The organism is Streptomyces sp. CA-251387, from assembly GCF_050936625.1.
In the GTDB taxonomy this organism is placed as follows: domain Bacteria; phylum Actinomycetota; class Actinomycetes; order Streptomycetales; family Streptomycetaceae; genus Streptomyces.
The window spans coordinates 4,364,280-4,383,216 of record NZ_JBNJMJ010000001.1 but is presented as its reverse complement, the minus strand read 5'-3'; the positions used below and the strand labels follow the sequence as shown (position 1 = coordinate 4,383,216).

Here is an 18,937-nt window from a genome sequence, read left to right as displayed (position 1 = left end):
GGTCACCGAGGATTTGCGCCGCCGTTATGGCGGTTGACCCACCGTAGGCAGAGGCACCCATGGGCGCCGGCGTGGCGGCCACGCACAATGGGCAGACTGGTCGGCTGTCGTGCCAGGCCGGCGGTGGGACTTCGGGGCGGGGGCGGGATGAGCGGGCGGGCCAAAGCGTGGCTGGTCGGGGGGTGGGCCGTGCTGGTGGTCGGCGGATGGGCGTTCACGGAGTCGATCAACGACGGGATCGAGCCGACCTCCGGGCCGCAGCCGAAGCCGTCCTCGACGAGCACTTCTTGGGCGTGTTCGGGTACGACACCCGCTCCCACCTCCACCCCCACGCCCACCCGTATGCCGACCCTGACGCCGATGCCCGTACCGCCCTCCGGTGTGGGCCCCTCCGACATCGCCGACTACTACGTCGAGTCGGACCTCGTCGTCACAGCAGTCGCCTGCAAGGTCGCGGACTGACGGAATCCCCTGCCCGCGACGTCGGCAGGCAGGGGACCAGAGGCCGCAATGCCGTTCTGGGCGGCGGCGCGGCTCAGACCATCAGCGGCACCGCATGGATCTCGTCCGGCGCCGCGCCACCCCCGCGTTCGTGGGCGCGCTTCACCGCCTCGGCCGAGGGGCCGTCACTGAGGCAGTAGACCGTGCCGGACTCCGGGTCCGCCCAGGCGTGTTCGAAGTGGACTCCTTCTTCCGCCTCGACGGCGGCGGTGGCGTCGTGTCCCTGCTGCAGCTGTTCGGCCGTGATGCCCCGCATGCCGTGGTGGACGTCCATGAACCGTGTCACGGGCCTCGCACCTCCTTCTTCCCGATCCACCCCCGCTTTCCGATGCACCCCGTCTTCCCGATGCCCCGGTCTTCCCGATGCACCCCCACCGCTCCCGCGTCCGCGTCCTCAGACCGTCAGCGGAACCGGATGGATCTCGTCGGCCTTGTGCCCGGCGCGCTCATGGATGCGCTGGACCGCTTCGGCCGAAGGGGCCTCGGAGAGGCAGTAGACGACGCCGGACTCGGGGTCCGCCCACGCCCGCTCGAAGTGCACGCGCTCGTCCTTCTCTATGGCGAGGTCCGCGTTGTGGGCCTCCCGAAGCTGGTCGGCCGTGATGCCCTTCATGTTGTGGTGTACGTCCATGAACTGAGCCATGCCTCGCACCTCCTTACGATCCTCGGACTTCCGGTCCTCGGAGTGCGGTCGCCTGCTCTCCTTCCATGCTGCGCCCGTCCGGGACGACCAGCACGACGAGACGACCAGCACGACGAAGGGCCCCGGCATGTTCACCGGGGCCCTTCACCGTCGTACGAGGTCTCTCCTCACCCGCACTGGCAAGGATTCCCCGACTGGCACCCGCACCCACAGCCCGAGCCACAGCCGCAGGCGCCGAAGAGCGGGAGGCTCCTGATGTCGGCGGGCTGCTCGGTCGGGCGTTCCTGGGTGGGGTCGGGTGTCGTGCCGGGGGTGCTGGGGGATTCGGCCATGGTCCCTCCTCGAGGCTGGAGCCTGTGCCCATTCCATGCCCGCCCCGCTGGGCGCATCAACGGCGCACTGAGGCTTGCGCACGCCCCGAACAGGCCCCCGCAAGCCCGCGCAGGAGAGGCGCCTACGCCCCTTCGGCCCCCGAAACCGGCTGAATCTCCGGCTGAAGGTCGGCCTGGAGCTCATCCGCATGCTCACCCGTCACCAGGTACACCACGCGCTTGGCCACGGCCACCGCATGGTCGGCGTACCGCTCGTAGTAGCGGCCGAGCAGCGTCACGTCCACGGCCGTCTCGATGCCGTGCTTCCAGCGCTCGTCCATCAGGTGCTGGAAGAGCGTGCGGTGGAGGAGGTCCATCGCGTCGTCGTCCTGCTCCAGCTGCAGCGCGAGGTCGACGTCCTTGGTGACGATCACCTCGGCCGCCTTCGCCATCAGGCGCTGCGCGAGCTGGCCCATCTCCAGGATGGTCGCGTGCAGGTCCTGCGGGATCGCGCGCTCCGGGTAGCGCAGCCGCGTGAGCTTCGCCACGTGCTGGGCGAGGTCGCCCGAGCGCTCCAGGTCCGCCGACATCCGCAGCGAGGTCACGACGATACGCAGGTCCGTCGCCACCGGCTGCTGTCGGGCGAGCAGCGCTATGGCGCGCGCCTCCAGGTCGTGCTGGAGGTCGTCGACCTTCTGGTCGGCCTCGATCACGCTTTCGGCCAGCTTCAGGTCGGCGTCGAGGATCGCCGTCGTGGCGCGCCCGATCGCCGACCCGACCATCCGGGCCATCTCGACCAGGCTGTCGCCGATCGAGTCCAGTTCCTCGTGGTACGCGTCCCGCATCAGGGGTCCCTCTCTTACGTCTGCCTCGGGGGTTCCGGGGGCCAGGAGACTGCCGTCGAGCCGTCAGTCTTATCCGCTTTATCCGGCTTGTTGCGATCCGGATTGCTATCCGTCTTGTCCGTCTTGTCCGTCGAACCGTCGGTCTTGTCGTTCGAACCGACAGTCTTCTCGTCAACAAACCGGTCAAACCGTCGAGCGGACAGTCTTACGGTCGTGACCTCCGACAGTAAGACTGTCGCGAAAACGTCAGTCGGACTGTCGTGAAACCGCCAGTGTGATCTCCACGCTAAACCGCCAGGGCGAACCCGACGCTCCCACGATCCGGCCCCTACGCGTCCGTTTCCGCCACCCCAAATGAACCACCACTGGCTCCAAGGTGAACTCTGGGCGACGAGTGTTCGAGCTCGCCCTCCGACGGCTGTGGCCACCGCCTGCCCCATGCCTAACCTGGATGCATGGACGTGAACGCGGCGGTCGCCGCAGCGGCAGCGATCGCCGGGGTGCTTACCGGTGTCATCGCCATGCTGGCGTTCCGCTGGAGCGAACGCGACCTGAAGCGACCCACCCGAACCTCCCTGCACACCGACCCGGTCCTGCCGCCCGGCGTGGACACGGTCCTGTCGGTGCTGCGCTCCTCCGCCGTCGTCCTCGACGAAGGGGACGCCGTGGTCAAGGCCAGCTCGGCGGCGTACGCCCTCGGACTGGTGCGCGGCGGCAAGCTCTCCGTCGAGCCCATGCTCCAGATGGCCCGGGACACGAGACGGGACGGCGAGATACGGCAGGTCGAGCTGGACCTGCCGAGGCGGGGAACCGGTCGCGGCGAGGCCCTGGCCGTCTCCGCCCGCGTCGCGCCCCTCGGCTCCCGCCTCGTCCTCCTCCTCGTCGAGGACCTCACCGAGGCCCGGCGGATAGAGGCGGTGCGGCGCGACTTCGTCGCGAACGTGAGCCATGAGCTGAAGACGCCCGTCGGCGCGCTCTCCCTGCTGTCCGAGGCCGTCATGGACGCCTCCGACGACCCCGAGGCCGTACAGCGCTTCGCCGGCCGTATGCAGATCGAGGCGACCCGGCTCACCAACCTGGTGCAGGAGCTCATCGACCTCTCCCGGGTCCAGAACGACGACCCGCTGGAGGACGCCGAGCCCGTCCGCGTCGACGAGCTCGTCGCCGAGGCGATGGACCGCTGCCGGCACGTCGCCGGGACGAAGCAGATCACCATGGCCGCCGGAGGCACCCAGGACCTCAGCATCTGGGGCAACCGCGGCCAGCTCGCCGCCGCGCTCGGCAACCTCGTCGAGAACGCCGTCAACTACTCGCCCGCCCGCACCCGCGTCGGCATCGCCGCCCGCCGGGTGAACAGCCCCGGCGGGGACCTCATCGAGATCGCCGTCACCGACCAGGGCATCGGCATCTCGGACAAGGACAAGGAGCGCATCTTCGAGCGCTTCTACCGCGTCGACCCGGCCCGTTCCCGGGCCACCGGTGGCACCGGCCTCGGTCTCGCGATCGTCAAGCACGTGGCCGCCTCGCACGGCGGGGAGGTCACGGTGTGGAGCTCCGAGGGACAGGGCTCCACGTTCACCCTGCGGCTGCCGGAGGCCGGTGCGGCCCGCGACCGCGCACAGCAGCACCCCGACCTCGACGACGAGGCCGGTCAGTCCGCCCGCTCATCCGCCGAATCCCCCGATTCAACCGCGTACGAAACGCTTTCCGCCCCGGAGGTCCTTCCGTGACCCGTGTGCTCGTCGTCGAGGACGAGGAGTCCTTCTCCGACGCCCTGTCGTACATGCTCCGCAAAGAGGGCTTCGAGGTCGCGGTCGCGACCACCGGGCCCGACGGACTCGACGAGTTCGAGCGCAACGGCGCCGACCTCGTCCTCCTCGACCTGATGCTGCCCGGCCTGCCGGGCACCGAAGTGTGCCGCCAGCTGCGCGGCCGTTCCAACGTTCCGGTGATCATGGTCACCGCCAAGGACAGTGAGATCGACAAGGTCGTCGGTCTGGAAATAGGAGCCGATGACTACGTCACCAAGCCGTTCTCCTCGCGCGAGCTGGTCGCCCGTATCCGGGCCGTCCTGCGCCGCCGCGGCGAGCCGGAGGAGGTGACCCCGGCCGCCCTGGAGGCGGGCCCGGTCCGCATGGACGTCGACCGCCACGTCGTGACGGTCTCCGGCTCCAAGGTCGACCTCCCCCTCAAGGAGTTCGACCTCCTGGAGATGCTCCTGCGCAACGCAGGCCGCGTCCTCACCCGTATGCAGCTCATCGACCGCGTCTGGGGCGCCGACTACGTCGGCGACACCAAGACCCTCGATGTCCACGTCAAGCGCCTGCGCGCGAAGATCGAGCCGGACCCGGGCGCGCCGCGGTACCTGGTGACGGTGCGCGGCCTCGGCTACAAGTTCGAGCCGTAAACCGCACTCGGCACGACGAAGGGCGGGACCCCGATCGCACGGGGTCCCGCCCTTCGTCTACGGCTGTGGAGATGCCGTACGACCGCTCAGTGACCGGCCACCGTCTGCGAGGCGCTGTCGGACGGGTTCGGCGCGCCCGCGGTGCCGGTGCCGGCCCCGGCCTCGGCGCCCTCGGTCGGCGTCACGCTCGCGGAGGCCTCGTCGGTCGGCGTGCCGCTGGTGGCGGGCTTGGACGGAGAGGCGGACGCGCCCGGCGTCGCCGGGACCTGGCTCGGGCCCCAGCCCTCGAAGTAGTGCTCGGCCGGGACGACGAACGCGCGCAGGCTCACGTCACCGGTCTTGCTGAAGGTGAAGGTGATCTTTTGGGCGTTGCCGTCCTGGATGGCCTCGCGGCTGCTGGGCAGCACGGCGGAGGCGTTGTCCTTGCCGCCGATGATCAGCGAGCCGCCGGCCGGGATGGTCAGGCTGCCGCCCTTGGCGGGCTTGAGCTCGGCGGTCTTGTCGGTGCCGTCCACCTTGATCGCGTCGAGGGTCTGGGCGGTCTTGCCGGAGTTGAACAGAGTCGCGGAGATCGCGGCCGGGCCGGTCGACTCCAGGTCGGGCTGGGTGATGACGATCGCGTTCTGGATCTTGATGTCGCCGACCGTGGTCGCCGCGTTGTCCGGCTTGATCTCCAGCGTCTGGCTGTTGTTGCCGGCTCCGCACGCGGCGAGCGAGGCGATCGAGAACGCGATGGCGGCAGCGGCGAGGGCGCCGCGTCGAAGGCTGCTGCTCACGGCGGCGGCAACTCCTTGACTCGAACGGGGCGGGCGCGTAAAGCCGCCCTAAGTGTCTGTCAGCGGCCTTAGGTTACCGAGCCGTTCCCGCGCGACCGCACCCGACCCTCCCCTGAGCGGCCGAACTACCGCCGAAGCACCTCTTCCGTACCTCTTCCGTGATCCGTCCCGTCACCCACAAGTGACCCATCAGTCACATTGCCCGCGTGCTCGTCCGCCATTCACATAAGTCCCTCGCAAGCGGCGGCGCAAAATTTCCGTGAAGGAATGCGCGGCCCTCCCGGAATTGATCACCAGTCGGGCTCCCGGCCCGGGGCGTGATCAATTCCGGATTCGTCCGGTACCCGACTCAGGACACCGAACGGAGTAGCGGAAGTCGCACACTTGGAAGCGGACATATGTGGACGTTCGGCCGCTCGGACGTGCCTCCGGATGTGTGTAACGTGCGCGTTTCACCTCACCCGCAGAGCCGCTCCGACCTGCGAATACCTTCTTCCGATCGGCCCGCGAAGCACGTTCCTGTCGGAGTTGTCAAGCCCCGAGATATGCCCTGACCTGCGAAAACGCCATTCAGAAGACGCCGTATCCGTGTTACCCTGGATAGCCACGGAAGGGGTACCTGTCACATGACGTTCAAGGTTGGCGACACCGTGGTCTATCCCCATCACGGGGCCGCGCTGATCGAGGCCATCGAAACTCGCCAGATCAAAGGCGTGGACAAGACCTACTTGGTGCTGAAGGTCGCCCAGGGTGACCTGACGGTGCGTGTGCCAGCGGACAATGCGGAGTTCGTCGGCGTGCGTGATGTGGTCGGTCAGGACGGGCTGGACCGGGTCTTCGAGGTGCTGCGCGCGCCGTACGCCGAGGAGCCCACGAACTGGTCTCGTCGTTACAAGGCAAATCTGGAGAAGCTCGCCTCCGGCGATGTCATCAAGGTCGCGGAAGTCGTGCGTGACCTGTGGCGTCGTGAGCGTGAGCGTGGCCTCTCCGCCGGTGAGAAGCGCATGCTTGCCAAGGCCCGCCAGATCCTGGTGAGCGAGCTCGCCCTCGCGGAAAACACCAACGAGGACAAGGCCGAGGCCCTGCTCGACGAGGTTCTCGCGTCCTGACGCGGTCCGTCCGCCTCAGTTCAGCACAGTTGCTGTGTTGTTTTAAAAGAAGTGCCGCGGTGCCCGATGACGCAATTGCTGTCGCCGGGCGCTGCGGCATGTTCGCTCACAGGCGCTGTACGTTCCTGTGCGGTACGTCTCTGTCGGAGGCGCCCCCGATACTGGACGTGCCGGGCCCGGGCAGCTGGCTCGACCGACTGTCACGGAAGGGTCCGTCAAGGCGTCGCGCCCGGCACGCTGTGGCCATACCCAAGTAGGCCGAGCACACAAACCTGACAGGAACCGATGTCTGACGTTTCGCGCCCTTCGTCTTCGGAAGTCCGCAGTGGGACGACCGCCGGCACCCGTACGGCCGTCGTGATCCCGGCCGCCGGCCGGGGCGTACGCCTCGGTCCGGGCGCCCCCAAGGCGCTCCGCGCGCTGAACGGCACGCCCATGCTCATCCACGCCGTACGCGCGATGGCCGCCTCCCGCGCCGTCTCCCTGGTGGTCGTCGTGGCCCCGCCCGACGGCGCCGCCGAGGTCAAGAGCCTGCTCGACGTGCACGCGCTGCCCGAGCGCACCGACTTCCTGGTGGTCCCCGGCGGGGAGTCCCGCCAGGAGTCCGTGAAGCTCGGCCTGGACGCGCTGCCGCCGGACTACGACATCGTGCTGGTGCACGACGCGGCGCGCCCACTGGTGCCGGTGGACACGGTCGACGCGGTGATCGAGGCCGTCCGCGACGGAGCACCGGCCGTCGTGCCCGCGCTGCCGCTCGCGGACACGGTCAAGGAGGTCGAGCCGGCCAAGGCCACGGGCGACCCCGAACCGGTGGTGGCCACCCCGCAGCGCGCCCGCCTCCGCGCCGTACAGACCCCCCAGGGCTTCGACCGCGCCACGCTGATCCGTGCCCACGAGACGGTGACCGACGACGTCACCGACGACGCGAGCATGGTCGAACAGCTCGGCCTGACGGTCGTGGTCGTCCCCGGCCACGAGGAGGCCTTCAAGGTCACCCGCCCGCTGGACCTGGTCCTGGCCGAGGCGGTCCTGGCACGCCGGAGGCTCAACGATGGCTTCTGAGCAGCTTCCGGTGCTGCCCCAGGTGGGCATCGGCACCGACATCCACGCCTTCGAGGAGGGCCGCGAGCTGTGGTGCGCGGGCCTGAAGTGGGAGGGCGAAGGACCGGGCCTCGCCGGCCACTCCGACGCGGACGTCGTCGCCCACGCCGCCTGCAACGCCCTGTTCTCGGCAGCAGGCCTCGGCGACCTGGGTCAGCACTTCGGCACGGGGCGGCCGGAGTGGTCGGGCGCCTCGGGTGTCGTACTCCTCACCGAGGCGGCCCGCATTGTGCGCGAGGCGGGCTTCCGGATCGGCAACATCGCGGTCCAGGTCGTCGGCCCGCGCCCGAAGATCGGCAAGCGGCGCGACGAGGCCCAGAAGATCCTGTCGGAGGCGGCCGGCGCACCGGTGTCCGTGTCGGGGGCGACAACGGACGGGCTGGGTTTCCCGGGCCGGGACGAGGGCCTGATGGCGGTGGCGACGGCGCTGGTGGTGCGGGTCGGTTGAGGCGTGGCAGGTGATTTCCGCCCACCCGCGGACGGACTTGCACCCAAGCGTCCGATCCACCATCCTCGGCCCACTACCCTGGTGTCGTGACTATTCGCCTGTACGACACCAGTGCCCGGCAGATCCGTGACTTCACCCCGCTCCAGCCGGGCTGTGTCTCGATCTACCTCTGTGGCGCCACCGTGCAGGCCGCGCCGCACATCGGGCACATCCGCTCGGGGCTGAACTTCGACATCATGCGCCGCTGGTTCACGTACCGCGGCTATGACGTGACGTTCATCAGGAACGTCACGGACATCGACGACAAGATCATCACCAAGTCCGTCGACCAGAACCGCCCCTGGTGGTCCATCGGCTACGAGAACGAGCGCGCCTTCACCGACGGCTACACCGCCCTCGGTTGCCTCCCGCCGACGTACGAGCCACGCGCCACCGGCCATGTCACCGAGATGGTCGAGATGATGCGCGGCCTCATCGAGCGCGGACACGCCTACGAGGCGGACGGCAGCGTCTACTTCGACGTCCGGTCCTGGCCCTCCTACCTGGAGCTGTCCCGGCAGGACCTCGACGAGATGCGCCAGCCCGCCGAGGAGGGCATCACCGGCAAGCGGGACCCGCGCGACTTCGCGATGTGGAAGGCCGCCAAGCCGGGCGAGCCCGACTGGGAGACGCCGTGGGGCCGGGGCCGTCCGGGCTGGCACCTGGAGTGCTCGGCGATGGCGCACAAGTACCTCGGCTCCGCCTTCGATATTCACGGCGGCGGACTCGACTTGATCTTCCCGCACCACGAGAACGAGATCGCCCAGGCCAAGGCGTACGGCGACGAGTTCGCCCGGTACTGGGTGCACAACGCCTGGGTCACCATGAGCGGCGAGAAGATGTCGAAGTCGCTCGGCAACAGCGTGCTCGTGTCCGAGATGGTCAAGCAGTGGCGCCCGATCGTCCTGCGCTACTACCTGGGCACCCCGCACTACCGCTCGACCATCGAGTACAGCGAGGAGGCCCTGCGCGAGGCCGAGTCGGCGTTCGCGCGCATCGAGGGCTTCGTGCAGCGCGTGGTGGAGAAGGCGGGCGTCGTCGAGCCGTCCGCCGAGGTGCCGCTCGCCTTCGCCGAGGCGATGGACGACGACCTGGGCGTCCCGCAGGCGCTCGCCGTCGTGCACACCACCGTCCGGCAGGGCAACAGCGCACTGGCCGCCGACGACAAGGAAGCGGCCGTGGCGCGGCTGGCCGAGGTGCGGGCCATGCTCGGCGTCCTGGGCCTGGACCCGCTCGACCCGCACTGGGCCGGCGAGACCGACCGCGGCGAGGATCTGCACGGCGTGGTCGACACCCTGGTCCGTATGGTCCTCGACCAGCGCGAGGCTGCCCGCTCCCGCAAGGACTGGGCCACCGCGGACGCCATCCGTGACCAGCTCAACCAGTCGGGCCTCGTCATCGAGGACAGCCCGCAGGGCCCGCGCTGGAGCCTGGGCCCGCGCTGACCGGGCTCGTGCCCGGGAAGATCGATTGTGCCGTCCGGGCCTCCGGGCGGCACACTTCATAGACGTAATAGATGTACATACGAAAAAGACGTACGTACGAACGCCTCACGACAGACAGGTAGGTCATGGCCGCGAACAACCGCCGCATGTCCGGCAAGAAGGGCGCGCAGGTCGGCAGCGGCGGCCAGCGACGCCGGGGCCTGGAAGGCAAGGGCCCCACCCCGCCCGCCGAGATGCGCAAGGGGCACAAGAAGAACCGCATCGCCACCGCCAAGGCCAAGCAGGCCCAGCGGCGTCCCGCAGCCCGCGGGCGCGGCGGCAAGGGCACCTCCGAACTGGTCGTCGGCCGCAACCCGGTCGTCGAGGCACTGCGCGGAGGCGTCCCGGCCTCCACCCTCTACGTCCAGCAGTTCATCGACAACGACGAGCGCGTCCGCGAGGCCCTCCAGCTCGCCGCGGACCGCGGCGGCATCAACCTCATGGAGGCCCCGCGCCCCGAGCTGGACCGCATGACGAACGGCCTCAACCACCAGGGCCTCGTCCTGCAGGTCCCGCCCTACGAGTACGCCCACCCCGAGGACCTCGCCGACGCCGCCGCCGACGCGGGCGAGGACCCGCTGATCGTCGCCCTCGACGGCGTGACCGACCCGCGCAACCTGGGTGCCGTGGTCCGCTCGGTCTCGGCCTTCGGCGGCCACGGAGTCGTCGTACCGGAGCGGCGTGCGGCAGGCATGACGGCAGGCGCCTGGAAGACATCCGCCGGCACGGCGGCCCGCACACCCGTCGCCCGCGCCACGAACCTCACCCGCGCCCTGGAGGCGTACAAGAAGGCGGGCATCGTGGTCGTCGGTCTGGCCGCCGACGGCGAGGTCGAACTCGGCGACCTGGAGGCCCTGGCGGGTCCGGTCGTCATCGTGGTCGGCAGCGAGGGCAAGGGCCTGTCCCGCCTGGTCGGTGAGACGTGCGACTTCCGCGTACGCATCCCGATGCCGGGCGGCGCGGAGTCGTTGAACGCCGGTGTGGCGGCAGGAATCGTCCTCTACGAGGCGGCCCGCCGACGCGTCTGAACAGACATCCGTGGCATCACCCGTGCGGGTTAATTCTGGTGACAGTGGTGCGACCTGCGCATCTTTGACGGGGTCCGGACAGATCGGACCGGTCAAAGCAGTGTCCTAACCACACGTCACTCGGTTAGTTGAGTGTGGACACCAGAACACCCCGCACACCCACGGGGGACCGCTCGTCGGGATACGACGACGCTCCCGCGCTGAGCATGGTGAAGGTGCCGAGCGATCCGGCGCAGATCATCGTCAATCACGCGAGTTTCCGCGTGCTGTTGGGCGCGTCGACCGGGCGCACCAAATCTTCGCGCATCGCACGGCACCTGAGCGCCACCGAGGACACCGCCCGCATCCCCGTCGTCAATGCGGCCGGCAGAGCGGGCGCGGCCCCCGCCGCCCGCCGCCGAGTCGCCGTCTGGAACGGCACGTCCGCGCCGGACGACACCGGCGCCCACCGCCTGCTCCAGGCCGTGCGGGACGGCAGCGTCCGCCACGGCGACGAGCCGGTCCCCGCAGGAGCCACCCAGGTCATCCCGCGCGTAGGCGTCGGCGGCTACGACGGCGGCTACGACGACGAGTTGACGCAGACCGTCGAGACGCCGATCGTCGGCGCCCAGCGCACGCACGAGTCGGTGGAGACCCGGCTGCTGCCCAACATGCGCACGGTCGAGAGCGCGTACGACGAGGAACTCCCGTACGAGGACGAGGAGTTCGAGGACCTGGATGGACCGGACGGGCCGGACGGGCCCGACGGACAGAACAGGACCGGCGCACCGCCCAAGCGCCTGGGCGACGACCCGGCACGGCACGCCTACTACCCCGGCCGCCGCATGAACCTCGGCGTCGTCCTCCTCCCCCTCCGCGTCTTCCTCGGCTTCATCTCCATCTACGCCGGCATGGGCAAGCTCTGCGACCCCGTCTACTTCGACGGCGGCAAGCGCGGCTCGATGGTGAAGTGGCTCAACACCTTGCACCCCTGGGAAGTGGCCGAACCGCTCCGCCAGTTCGCCCTCGAGCACCCGATCGGCTCCGGCCTGGTCATCGCCTTCTTCCAGGTCATCGTCGGCGTCCTCACGGTCCTGGGCTGCTGGCAGCGGGTAGCCGCGGTCGTCGGTGCACTGCTGTCCGCCGCACTCCTGGTCACGGTCAGCTGGAAGAGCGTCCCGGCCTACGACGCCCCCGACATCATCTACCTCGCCGCCTGGTCCCCGCTGATCATCGCCGGCGCCCCCGTCTACTCCATCGACGGCCGCCTCGCCGGCATGGCCTGGCGGCGCCTGGGCCCCCGCTCCGACATCTGGGAGCTGCGCAACTACGTCCTCCGCCGCGGCGCCCTGGTCACCGCGATCGTCAGCGGCCTCACCCTCCTCATCGGCTCGCTCCTCGGCGGCGCCGTCCGCGACGCCGACCGGGTGGTCGTCCCCGGCCCCGGCGAGGCCCCGCGCAACGAACTGCCCGGCTCCCCGTTCCCGCAGGAGCCCGACAGGCACAAGAAGACGCCGTCCGCCTCCAACTCCCCGACCCAGGGAGCCACGTCGGGAGCGGCCACCCCGTCGGGCGCGGCGACCACGCCGGGTGCCACCAGCGACACGGGCGCGACCGGCGCCGCGCCGAGCCAGACGCAGGGCACGACGGGACAGGCCCCGCCCCAGCAGTCCACCCCGGCCGACGACGCCCCCAGCACCAGCACCGGCCCGACCTCCGGAGGCCCCACCTCCGGCGGCGGCTCAACCGGCGGCTCCGGCAACGGAGGCTCCACCTCCGGCGAACCGGGCCTGGTAGGCGGCCTGTTGGGGTAGCCCCGCCGACCCAACACCGAGCACCACGCCGAAGGGCCCTGGACACGATGACGTCCGGGGCCCTTCGCCGTGTACCCGTACGGCCGCGCCAGCGCTGTCTGCTGCCCAGTTGCCCGGCGTGGGGGCTGGGCGGGGGTGGGTCGCGCGGCCCGGCGCTGGCGGGGTGCCGCTGCGCCCACCCGTGCCGCCCCAGCGGCACGACTGCCCGCAGCTAAGCGGGCATGGTGGCGCGTACCCCCGCGGGCCCGCGGTCGCGTACGGCGGGAAGGGGACGTGCCGGGGGGTGTCCGCCCGCAGTGGCCGGCGTCAACACGCAGTGCCTCCTGGCCTAAGTCCGGCCGCCGGTCCGAGGACGGACACCCCCCGGCGCGGCCCCGACCCACAACGACCCGCAGCGCTACGCGAACCCCCACCGAACCCGCGCAGGCCGCCGCAGGCACCCCGGCCCCACCGCCGGAGGCCGGGCCTCACCGCCCCAGCGCCGCCAGTTCCTTCGCCGCCTCTGTCAGGTCCTTCGCCGTGTCGATGGCCCGCCAGTACGCCCCCTGCGGGATCGGGAAACCGGCCAGCCGGCGTTCACGGGCCAGGTGCGGAAACGTGGTGCGTTCGTGGTCGCCGCGCTCGGGGAGGAGACCGGCGAATTCGGGGGAGAAGACGTACACGCCCGCGTTGATCTCGAAGGTCGACGGCGGCGCCTCGATGAAGTCGGTGATGTGACCGAAGCCGTCCGTCTTCACCGCACCCCACGGAATACGAGGACGCGCGAGCGCCAGCGTCGCGACGGCATCGCGCTCGGCGTGGAAGTCGGCCATGTCGCGCAGCGAGAAGCGCGTCCAGATGTCGCCGTTGGTGGCGTACCACGGCTGCTCGGGATGTGGCAGATGCGCGGCCGCGTACTTCAGACCGCCGCCCCGCCCGAGCGGCTCCGTCTCGACGACGGTCGTGACCCGCACCGGAAGATCGGCCGACTTCAGCCAGTCCTGCAGCACCTCCGCGAGATGCCCGCAGCTGACCACAACGTCCGTCACGCCCTCCTCGGCGAGCCAGGCGAGCTGGTGGCCGATGATCGGCGTCCCCGTACCGGGGATCTCGACCATCGGCTTGGGCCGGTCGTCGGTGTACGGACGCAGCCGGGACCCCTGGCCACCGGCCAGGACGACGGCTTGAACGGGGCGGGACGCGGCATTCGGATCAGTCATGACCGAACTGTACGCGGCGCCCCGCTCGCGGCATTCGCCGGCAACCGTTCCTTAATCAGCCGTTACCGTCCGCAAAAGGAGTGTTCAGCTGTGCGCAGCCGCCACACCCGAAGCGAAGGCGGTGTCGCAGACGGGACGGGCGTACGACTGGGCACGCGTCGGACCGTACACCCGCACCGCGGCCCGCCCGAGCGCACGGGCGATCGAGGCGCAGTGCCGGGCCAGCGACGGACGGTCGTGGACGGCCTGCTGGAGGTGGGTCAGGGCGACCCCAGGGTTCTCCTCCTGCAGCTCGGTCAGGAGCTGGTCGCGCAGCACGTCCTGTGGGGCGCGCGGGGCGTTCTTCCCGTCACCCGCGCTCGTGACGTCGGTCGCGGCGAGCACCGAGTCCGAGGGGTTCCCCGACCAGTTGACCCGGGTGACCGCGAGGGTCCCGGAGAGCACCAGGACGACGGGCAGGACAAGGGCGAGAGTGCGGCCGAGCTGGCGGGCGGGGCCCCGGTGGCCGCGTCGTGTCTGTGGGTTGGTGGAGTGCTTCACGCGAGTGAGGGTAGCGTTCAGTACTGATATGGCGACATTTGGTCACCGTTTCGGGGGACGAAATGGTGCTCTTCCCTGAACGGCACGTTGACGCACAGCCCTCGAAATGAGCCGATTTGCCGGGGTATTTGTCGACACAAAAGAGGGCCCCGCAGCAGTCTGCGGGGCCCTCTTCGTCAACCTGGGTGAATTACCCGGGGTTGTACTGCCTGGTGCTGCCCTCAGTCGGAGAGCCGCTCGCCCGTGGAGGTCGAGAACACATGGGTCTCGCCGGCGCGCGGGACGATGTGCAGCGAGCTGCCCTTCTCCGGGACGTCACGGCCGCTGACGCGGACGACGAGGTCCTTGGACTCCTCGCCGACCTTGGCGGTGCCGTAGACGTACGCGTCGGCGCCGAGCTCCTCGACGACGTTGACGGTGACCGCGAGACCCTGGTCCGAGTCGGAGCCGGCCACGTCGAAGTGCTCGGGGCGGACGCCGACGGTGACGGTCTTGTCGGGGGCGGCCGCGAGCGCGTCACGGTCGACCGGCACGACCGAGTTGCCGAACTTCACACCGCCGTCGGTGATCGGGACCTCGACCAGGTTCATGGCCGGGGAGCCGATGAAGCCGGCGACGAAGAGGTTGGCCGGGCGGTCGTACATGTTGCGCGGGGTGTCGATCTGCTGGAGCAGACCGTCCTTGAGGACCGCCACGCGGTCGCCCATCGTCATGGCCTCGACCTGGTCGTGGGTGACGTACACGGTGGTGATGCCGAGACGGCGCTGCAGCGACGCGATCTGCGTACGGGTCGACACACGGAGCTTGGCGTCCAGGTTGGACAGCGGCTCGTCCATGAGGAAGACCTGCGGCTCACGCACGATGGCGCGACCCATGGCGACACGCTGACGCTGACCACCGGAGAGGGCCTTCGGCTTGCGGTCCAGGTACTCGGTGAGGTCGAGGATCTTCGCGGCCTCCTCGACCTTCTTGCGGATCTCCGCCTTGTTGACGCCGGCGATCTTGAGCGCGAAGCCCATGTTGTCGGCGACGGTCATGTGCGGGTACAGCGCGTAGTTCTGGAACACCATGGCGATGTCCCGGTCCTTCGGCGGCAGGTGCGTGACGTCGCGGTCACCGATGCGGATGGCGCCGGCGTTGACGTCCTCGAGCCCCGCCAGCATGCGGAGCGAGGTGGACTTGCCGCAGCCGGACGGGCCGACCAGAACGAGGAACTCCCCGTCCTCGATGTGGATGTCGAGCGCGTCCACGGCGGGCTTCTCGGTGCCCGGGTAGATCCGGGTCGCCTTGTCGAACGAGACAGTGGCCATGGTGAATGGGCCCCCTTCTACCGGCAGGAACGTGCCGGACGATCCGTTGTAGGAAGGTGGTTGGTTTAGTCCACATGTGCGGACTGGCTCTGGACGGTACCTGGCGTTCGCCTGGTCTGTCAGTACCCGGAGGCATGTGAACTTCGCGGAAATTTTCGACGGGGCCCGCTCGGAACCTGGGTACACTGCACGGGCGCGTGCGTGACAGCGCGTGCAGGCCTCCTTAGCTCAGCTGGTCCAGAGCGGCTGTCTTGTAAACAGCAGGTCGTCGGTTCGAATCCGACAGGGGGCTCCGACAGCATCGGCAATCCGCCACAGAGCCTGGCGTGACGCTCCGCACCGCGGCCGTCACGTCAGGCATTTTTTATGCCCGCCGCGCGCGTGCGTCATATCCCATCTCCCGCCCAGGACACGGGATATGGACCGACATGGAACCTGGTCGCTACTGCTAGTGTTCGTTCAGTCACAGTAGGCAATCAGCCTCATCTATAGGTAATGAAAACCGAGGGTTCCATGCGCAAGCTTCACCAGGTCATGATCGTCGCGGCGGCGGCCGGCAGCCTGTCCGCCATCGGTGCCGGTACCGGTGTCGCCTACGACGTCAGGCCGACCTCAACCGACCTCTACCGCCCCTACCAGGAGTGCAGCCCGCAGACGGTGGCCGAGGGCGACCTCCCGATCGCCGTGCTCGGTCTCTCCGAGACCTTCGACACCACCTGCGGTCAGTTCAACAACGCGTTCACTGGCTGAGGTCGGCGGCGTAGTCGTGCGCGACGCCTTCCGCGGGCCCCTTCGGGGTCAGTCCCCGAGGGGGCCCGTTCCTGTACGGCTGCCCGGAGCGCAGGTCCGCTCCTGTGGCCCGTCGCGGCGCACGACCTGAACCTCGAAGCCCAGGTCACTCCTTCCCTTCGTAAGCGAAACGGCCCCGAACAGCCCGGACATGGCTGGACGTCGGGGCCCGTATCTCCGACATCCCGGGTCCGGCGCGGCGGTTCGCTGCGCACGGCGTCCGGGGCACCCCTCACAAAGGAGACGCATCACATGTTCAACGGAAAGAAGATCGCGGCCATCTCGGGGCTTCTTGGCGGCCTCGCCATGACCTGTATCGGCATTGGCATCACCCAGGCTCACGCCGCCGCGGACCCGCCCGCCTGCACGACTGACAGCCAGGGCAACACCAACTGCACCCAGCGGATCGTGGGCCAGACGCCCGAGGGTGACAACTTCATCGTCCGCCGGTCGGTGAACTGCCAGCCGACCAAGCCCGTGAGCGTGCCCGCTCCGGGCCTTTTCTCCAACGGGCAGACGCGGATCGGCCCGCACATCACCTGCAGCGACCTGGGGCCCGAGGTGGCTCCGGCGACGGACAGCAATGAGATCAGCCCGGGGGCCGTCGGCAGCGCTCTTCAGCACCTGTTCGGCGGCGGGGCGTAACCTGCGACGTCTTTCCCCCTCAAGCAGCGGACGGCCGCGCCGGGTTGACCGGTTCGGCCGTCCGCTGCTTTCCGCGTCTTCAGGGCTCGGCAAACGGGTGACCGCCGCTCGCTGCCCGTGACTCGCCCTCGGGGAAACGTCGTTCCTTTCAAGGGAGGACGGGTGGGCCCGCGAGGGCCGCGCACCGGCTTCCTCAATTCCCTTGGCGTCCATGGCGAGGCGGACGAAAGGGCTCCTTGCCATGGGCCGACACGACACAGAGAAGGGTCATAGATCCCAAATTGCTACGGATTACGTGTATATGCTCACACTAAGTAGTCAAGCCAGGGCTTCGTGCCCCGGGAAGAAAGGGTCTAACTATGCGCAGGTTTCAGCGCGTTGCGGTCGTAGCTGCAGCGGTCGCAGGGCTGTCCGCTTTCGGTGCTGCCGGTTCCGCGTTCGCCCACGAGGGCGACTGGGACGCCCAGAACGTGACCGCGGTGGCCACCTCGACGGCCAACGCCGCGGGCACGTGGGGTGCTCCGTACGACAAGGCGCACGCCACCCCGGCGACCACGCAGGCTGCTCCTGCCGCTGCGCCGGAGGCCGCTCCGGCCGCCGCGCCGGCTGCTGCGCCTGCCGCTGCGCCCGAGGCCGGTTACGGGGAGTACACGGCCGCCGCTCCTACCGCCGCTCAGTAACAAAGCACCGAGGGATCGATGCGCGAGTTTCAGGGCACTGTGGACGTCGTCGTGACGGCCGCGGGGCGGATGGCTCCGTATTCCGAGTCAGGGTCGGCCCCGTAGGGCGGTTCTCACGACAGGCGCATCGATATCCGTCGGACCCTCAGCACATGCAGCCCGGACGCGCGGCAGACCCCTCGGGGTGCGCGGCCGGGCTGCCTCAATTCCGTCGTCGGGCGAAGTCGAGAACGCCGGACGACGGGTTCCCGTATTTCGACGTTCTCCAAGGCTCGGGCGGGCGCCGGTCGTCGGCGCGGCCGCCCGGGCCTCGATGGCAAAGGAACGCAGAACATGATCGGTCGACAGAAGATCGCAACCGTCTCGGGACTGCTCGGGGCTCTCGCCGTGATCTACGCCGGTGCCGCGCCGGCGTACGCCGATGACGAACCCAAGGGCGAATGCACCATCACCGCCCAGGGGGACATCGTCTGCGTCAAGAAGAGCGAGAAGTTCTACAAGAACAAGCGCGGGTATGTCATCAAGCAGAAGCAGGACTGCCAGATCACCGAGCGGCCGCGCGTCACGTTCCCCGAGGAGAGCCTGCTGAACGGCGGGTCTCTGCGGTCCGGTCCGGTCGTGGAATGCTCCAACAAGACCAAGCTGCCCAAGGGTTTCCGAGTGCCCAAGTTCAAGTTCAAGTTCTGAGGCGCGAGCAGAAAATGCCGGACCGGGATTTACGCCCGGTCCGGCATTTTCTGCTTTCCGCCGCCGGCGGCCGGCCGGCAAAAGACCGGTGCCCCGGCCTGCGGCCGGGGCACCGAGGAGAGGGTCTGGCCTACTTGCCGAAGGCGCTGTTGTTGCAGCCCATCGACGAGCCCAGGCCGGTCTCCTGCGTGCCGGCGCTGCCCTCGCCGTTCAGCAGGTTGCCGCCCAGGCCGTTGGCGATGCCGACCTGGCCGAGGACGTCGACGTTGGCGTCGTGCGACTTGCAGCTGGTGCTCTGCAGGACGCTGACGCTCGAGCCGCCGTGGCCCCGGCCGTTCTTGCCCCATCCGCCCTGGTCGGCGTGGGCAGCGCCGGCACCCAGGAGTCCTACGCTCCCGAGGGCGGCGACCAGGACGGCGGCCTTGCGGAGCTTGTGCATGTTCTTCTCCGGTGGAGTGAAGAGGGTTGCGATCCATAACGGATCGACTTCGAACGGTTACAGAGGCTAATAGGAAATATTCGGTATTAATCGGAGCCACGCCGAATTCGGGGAAGTCTCACCGCCTTGGCCGATTGGCGGGAAATATCTCGCGGCATGACGG

At 69.3% G+C, this 18,937-nt stretch carries 21 protein-coding genes and 1 tRNA gene; 14 read left to right on the top strand and 8 right to left on the bottom strand.

The features are described from left to right. Positions 1 to 147: 147 nt before the first annotated feature. On the top strand, positions 148 to 462 hold the full coding sequence (locus ACQEV2_RS19475; RefSeq protein WP_433042793.1) for a hypothetical protein: 315 nt from the start codon (positions 148 to 150) through the stop codon (positions 460 to 462). A 73-nt stretch (positions 463 to 535) separates the two neighbouring features. Here ACQEV2_RS19475 and ACQEV2_RS19470 read toward each other — a convergent pair whose 3' ends face one another. The 3 genes from ACQEV2_RS19470 to phoU all read right to left on the bottom strand — a co-directional run bounded on the left by ACQEV2_RS19470 (position 536) and on the right by phoU (position 2,300). Next, positions 536 to 787, bottom strand: coding sequence for an SCO4226 family nickel-binding protein (locus tag ACQEV2_RS19470; protein WP_433042790.1), 252 nt, complete (start codon positions 785 to 787; stop codon positions 536 to 538). A 108-nt stretch (positions 788 to 895) separates the two neighbouring features. After that, positions 896 to 1,144 (bottom strand): SCO4226 family nickel-binding protein, encoded by a 249-nt coding sequence (locus ACQEV2_RS19465; RefSeq protein WP_433042787.1) that lies wholly within the window; start codon positions 1,142 to 1,144, stop codon positions 896 to 898. A 454-nt stretch (positions 1,145 to 1,598) separates the two neighbouring features. After that, positions 1,599 to 2,300: a phosphate signaling complex protein PhoU gene (gene phoU, locus ACQEV2_RS19460; RefSeq protein WP_433042784.1), complete on the bottom strand. Its 702-nt coding sequence runs from the start codon at positions 2,298 to 2,300 to the stop codon at positions 1,599 to 1,601. Positions 2,301 to 2,755: 455 nt separating this feature from the next. Between phoU and ACQEV2_RS19455 the strand changes: the two genes are divergently transcribed. After that, the gene (locus ACQEV2_RS19455) at positions 2,756 to 4,030 is read left to right on the top strand and encodes a sensor histidine kinase (protein WP_433042781.1); all 1,275 of its coding nucleotides are present in this window, start codon (positions 2,756 to 2,758) and stop codon (positions 4,028 to 4,030) included. Next, a complete protein-coding gene (locus ACQEV2_RS19450; RefSeq protein WP_015659563.1) occupies positions 4,027 to 4,707 on the top strand; it encodes a response regulator transcription factor in 681 nt (226 codons plus the stop codon). The genes ACQEV2_RS19455 and ACQEV2_RS19450 overlap by 4 nt, the downstream gene beginning before the upstream one ends. Before the next feature lie 86 nt (positions 4,708 to 4,793). Here the strand turns inward: ACQEV2_RS19450 and ACQEV2_RS19445 are convergent, their stop codons facing one another. Next, a complete protein-coding gene (locus ACQEV2_RS19445; RefSeq protein ID WP_433042778.1) occupies positions 4,794 to 5,483 on the bottom strand; it encodes a DUF461 domain-containing protein in 690 nt (229 codons plus the stop codon). Positions 5,484 to 6,109: 626 nt separating this feature from the next. Here ACQEV2_RS19445 and ACQEV2_RS19440 point away from each other — a divergent pair. The 6 genes from ACQEV2_RS19440 to ACQEV2_RS19415 all read left to right on the top strand — a co-directional run bounded on the left by ACQEV2_RS19440 (position 6,110) and on the right by ACQEV2_RS19415 (position 12,485). Then, positions 6,110 to 6,592 (top strand): CarD family transcriptional regulator, encoded by a 483-nt coding sequence (locus ACQEV2_RS19440; protein WP_003953493.1) that lies wholly within the window; start codon positions 6,110 to 6,112, stop codon positions 6,590 to 6,592. Positions 6,593 to 6,877: 285 nt separating this feature from the next. Then, positions 6,878 to 7,654 (top strand): 2-C-methyl-D-erythritol 4-phosphate cytidylyltransferase, encoded by a 777-nt coding sequence (gene ispD / locus ACQEV2_RS19435; RefSeq protein WP_433042775.1) that lies wholly within the window; start codon positions 6,878 to 6,880, stop codon positions 7,652 to 7,654. Then, positions 7,644 to 8,141: a 2-C-methyl-D-erythritol 2,4-cyclodiphosphate synthase gene (gene ispF / locus ACQEV2_RS19430; RefSeq protein WP_433042772.1), complete on the top strand. Its 498-nt coding sequence runs from the start codon at positions 7,644 to 7,646 to the stop codon at positions 8,139 to 8,141. Before ispD ends, ispF begins: the two co-directional genes overlap by 11 nt. Positions 8,142 to 8,227: 86 nt before the next feature. Beyond that, complete coding sequence (gene cysS / locus ACQEV2_RS19425; RefSeq protein ID WP_433042769.1) at positions 8,228 to 9,625, top strand: cysteine--tRNA ligase; 1,398 nt, start codon at positions 8,228 to 8,230, stop codon at positions 9,623 to 9,625. A gap of 125 nt (positions 9,626 to 9,750) precedes the next feature. Then, the gene (gene rlmB / locus ACQEV2_RS19420) at positions 9,751 to 10,692 is read left to right on the top strand and encodes a 23S rRNA (guanosine(2251)-2'-O)-methyltransferase RlmB (RefSeq protein WP_433042766.1); all 942 of its coding nucleotides are present in this window, start codon (positions 9,751 to 9,753) and stop codon (positions 10,690 to 10,692) included. 134 nt (positions 10,693 to 10,826) lie between these two features. After that, positions 10,827 to 12,485, top strand: coding sequence for a DoxX family protein (locus ACQEV2_RS19415; protein WP_433054583.1), 1,659 nt, complete (start codon positions 10,827 to 10,829; stop codon positions 12,483 to 12,485). Positions 12,486 to 12,952: 467 nt separating this feature from the next. Here the strand turns inward: ACQEV2_RS19415 and ACQEV2_RS19410 are convergent, their stop codons facing one another. The 3 genes from ACQEV2_RS19410 to ACQEV2_RS19400 form a co-directional block, all read right to left on the bottom strand. Beyond that, complete coding sequence (locus ACQEV2_RS19410; RefSeq protein WP_433042763.1) at positions 12,953 to 13,684, bottom strand: nucleotidyltransferase family protein; 732 nt, start codon at positions 13,682 to 13,684, stop codon at positions 12,953 to 12,955. An 84-nt stretch (positions 13,685 to 13,768) separates the two neighbouring features. Next, the gene (locus ACQEV2_RS19405; RefSeq protein ID WP_433042760.1) at positions 13,769 to 14,224 is read right to left on the bottom strand and encodes a hypothetical protein; all 456 of its coding nucleotides are present in this window, start codon (positions 14,222 to 14,224) and stop codon (positions 13,769 to 13,771) included. A 221-nt stretch (positions 14,225 to 14,445) separates the two neighbouring features. After that, positions 14,446 to 15,534 carry an ABC transporter ATP-binding protein gene (locus ACQEV2_RS19400; RefSeq protein WP_433042757.1) on the bottom strand — a complete coding sequence of 363 codons (1,089 nt, stop codon included), beginning with the start codon at positions 15,532 to 15,534 and terminating at the stop codon, positions 14,446 to 14,448. Between the two features lie 217 nt (positions 15,535 to 15,751). Here ACQEV2_RS19400 and ACQEV2_RS19395 point away from each other — a divergent pair. From ACQEV2_RS19395 to ACQEV2_RS19375, 5 genes are all read left to right on the top strand, one after another. Then, a tRNA-Thr gene (locus ACQEV2_RS19395) sits at positions 15,752 to 15,826 on the top strand. Positions 15,827 to 16,047: 221 nt separating this feature from the next. Continuing rightward, entirely contained in the window at positions 16,048 to 16,284 is a 237-nt protein-coding gene (locus tag ACQEV2_RS19390; RefSeq protein WP_398818620.1) for a hypothetical protein, read from the top strand. Positions 16,285 to 16,575: 291 nt separating this feature from the next. Continuing rightward, positions 16,576 to 16,968: a hypothetical protein gene (locus ACQEV2_RS19385; protein ID WP_433042753.1), complete on the top strand. Its 393-nt coding sequence runs from the start codon at positions 16,576 to 16,578 to the stop codon at positions 16,966 to 16,968. 359 nt (positions 16,969 to 17,327) lie between these two features. Then, the gene (locus tag ACQEV2_RS19380) at positions 17,328 to 17,648 is read left to right on the top strand and encodes a hypothetical protein (RefSeq protein WP_433042750.1); all 321 of its coding nucleotides are present in this window, start codon (positions 17,328 to 17,330) and stop codon (positions 17,646 to 17,648) included. Between the two features lie 333 nt (positions 17,649 to 17,981). Continuing rightward, positions 17,982 to 18,335: a hypothetical protein gene (locus tag ACQEV2_RS19375; protein ID WP_433042747.1), complete on the top strand. Its 354-nt coding sequence runs from the start codon at positions 17,982 to 17,984 to the stop codon at positions 18,333 to 18,335. A 130-nt stretch (positions 18,336 to 18,465) separates the two neighbouring features. Here ACQEV2_RS19375 and ACQEV2_RS19370 read toward each other — a convergent pair whose 3' ends face one another. Continuing rightward, on the bottom strand, positions 18,466 to 18,774 hold the full coding sequence (locus tag ACQEV2_RS19370; RefSeq protein ID WP_433042744.1) for a hypothetical protein: 309 nt from the start codon (positions 18,772 to 18,774) through the stop codon (positions 18,466 to 18,468). Positions 18,775 to 18,937: the final 163 nt, after the last annotated feature.

Bases quoted from the DNA above. Each gene is read 5' to 3' on its own strand.
- ACQEV2_RS19370 (WP_433042744.1), bottom strand. From the start codon at position 18,774: ATGCACAAGCTCCGCAAGGCCGCCGTCCTGGTCGCCGCCCTCGGGAGC.
- ACQEV2_RS19455 (WP_433042781.1), top strand. From the start codon at position 2,756: ATGGACGTGAACGCGGCGGTCGCCGCAGCGGCAGCGATCGCCGGGGTG.
- ACQEV2_RS19465 (WP_433042787.1), bottom strand. From the start codon at position 1,144: ATGGCTCAGTTCATGGACGTACACCACAACATGAAGGGCATCACGGCC.
- ACQEV2_RS19475 (WP_433042793.1), top strand. From the start codon at position 148: ATGAGCGGGCGGGCCAAAGCGTGGCTGGTCGGGGGGTGGGCCGTGCTG.
- ACQEV2_RS19380 (WP_433042750.1), top strand. From the start codon at position 17,328: ATGCGCAGGTTTCAGCGCGTTGCGGTCGTAGCTGCAGCGGTCGCAGGG.
- ispF (WP_433042772.1), top strand. From the start codon at position 7,644: ATGGCTTCTGAGCAGCTTCCGGTGCTGCCCCAGGTGGGCATCGGCACC.
- ACQEV2_RS19385 (WP_433042753.1), top strand. From the start codon at position 16,576: ATGTTCAACGGAAAGAAGATCGCGGCCATCTCGGGGCTTCTTGGCGGC.
- ACQEV2_RS19390 (WP_398818620.1), top strand. From the start codon at position 16,048: ATGCGCAAGCTTCACCAGGTCATGATCGTCGCGGCGGCGGCCGGCAGC.
- ACQEV2_RS19440 (WP_003953493.1), top strand. From the start codon at position 6,110: ATGACGTTCAAGGTTGGCGACACCGTGGTCTATCCCCATCACGGGGCC.
- ispD (WP_433042775.1), top strand. From the start codon at position 6,878: ATGTCTGACGTTTCGCGCCCTTCGTCTTCGGAAGTCCGCAGTGGGACG.
- rlmB (WP_433042766.1), top strand. From the start codon at position 9,751: ATGGCCGCGAACAACCGCCGCATGTCCGGCAAGAAGGGCGCGCAGGTC.
- ACQEV2_RS19410 (WP_433042763.1), bottom strand. From the start codon at position 13,684: ATGACTGATCCGAATGCCGCGTCCCGCCCCGTTCAAGCCGTCGTCCTG.
- ACQEV2_RS19375 (WP_433042747.1), top strand. From the start codon at position 17,982: ATGATCGGTCGACAGAAGATCGCAACCGTCTCGGGACTGCTCGGGGCT.
- ACQEV2_RS19400 (WP_433042757.1), bottom strand. From the start codon at position 15,534: ATGGCCACTGTCTCGTTCGACAAGGCGACCCGGATCTACCCGGGCACC.
- phoU (WP_433042784.1), bottom strand. From the start codon at position 2,300: ATGCGGGACGCGTACCACGAGGAACTGGACTCGATCGGCGACAGCCTG.